This is a genomic window from Streptococcus mitis (assembly GCF_023109105.1).
Classification (GTDB): domain Bacteria; phylum Bacillota; class Bacilli; order Lactobacillales; family Streptococcaceae; genus Streptococcus; species Streptococcus mitis_BW.
Genome location: NZ_JALDTZ010000033.1, coordinates 1 through 1,205 on the forward strand (window position 1 = coordinate 1; position 1,205 = coordinate 1,205).

1 protein-coding gene is annotated in these 1,205 nt (G+C 38.2%); it reads right to left on the reverse strand.

Annotated features, from left to right (window positions below; all coding sequences use genetic code 11):
• Positions 1-33: 33 nt before the first annotated feature.
• The coding region (locus M1F37_RS09930; RefSeq protein WP_247935677.1) for an ISL3 family transposase at positions 34-1,205 on the reverse strand (1,172 nt) is incomplete at its 5' end.

Genomic DNA, 1,205 nt, shown 5'->3' on the forward strand with positions numbered 1-1,205 from the left:
GGCTCTTTGTCAACTGTAGTGGGTTGAAAAAAGCTAACATCTGGAGAGGACGATCGTCGTTCTCTCCATTTTTATATTCAGAGCGATAAAAATTCGTTTCTTAAAGTTTTCAAAGTTCCGAAAACCAAAAGCATTTCGCTTGATAAGTTTGATGAGATTATTCGTCGCTTCTAATTTTGCGTTGGAATAGGGTAACTGAAGGGCATTGACGATTTTTTCTTTGTCTTTGAGAAATGTCTTAAATACAGTCTGAAAAAGAGGATGAAGCTGCTTCAGATTGTCCTCAATGATTCCGAAAAATTTTTCAGTCTCTTTATTCTGAAAGTGGAAAAGCAAGAGCTGATAGAGATTATAGTGGTGTTTCAAGTCTTCTGAATAGCTCAAAAGCTTGTCTAGAATTTCTTTATTGGTTAAGTGCATGCGAAAAGTAGGGCGATAAAAACGTTTATCGCTAAGTTTACGGCTATCCTGTTGAATGAGTTTCCAGTATCGCTTGATAGCCTTGTATTCATGAGACTTTCGATGAAACTGATTCATGATTTGGACACGCATACGACTTGTAGCACGGCTTAAATGTTGGATAATATGGAAACGATCTAGAACGATTTTAGCACACGGAAAAAGCTGGTTAGCCAAGGCATAATAAGGACTAAACATATCCATAGTAATGATTTTCACCTGACATCGAATAGCTCTATCGTAGCGAAGAAAGTGATTCCTGATGACAGCTTGTGTTCTTCCCTCAAGAACAGTGATGATATTGAGTTTTTCAAAATCTTGTGCAATGAAGCTCATCTTTCCCTTGGTAAAGGTGTACTCGTCCCAAGACATAATCTCAGGAAGACGCGAAAAATCATGCTCAAAACGGAAGTCATTGAGCTTACGAATGACAGTTGAAGTTGAGATGTAAAGCTGATGAGCAATGTCGGTTATAGAAGTTTTTTCAATCAACTTTTGAGCAATTTTTTGGTTGATGATACGAGGGATTTGGTGATTCTTCTGGACGAGGGAAGTCTCAGCTACCATCATTTTCAAGCACTGATAGCACTTAAAACGACGCTTTTTCAGGAGAATTCTAGTAGGCATACCAGTCGTTTCAAGGTAAGGAATTTTCGATGGTTTTTGAAAATCATATTTCTTCATTTGGCTTCCACAATCAGGACAAGATGGGGCGTCGTAGTCCAGTTTAGCGATGATTTCTTTGT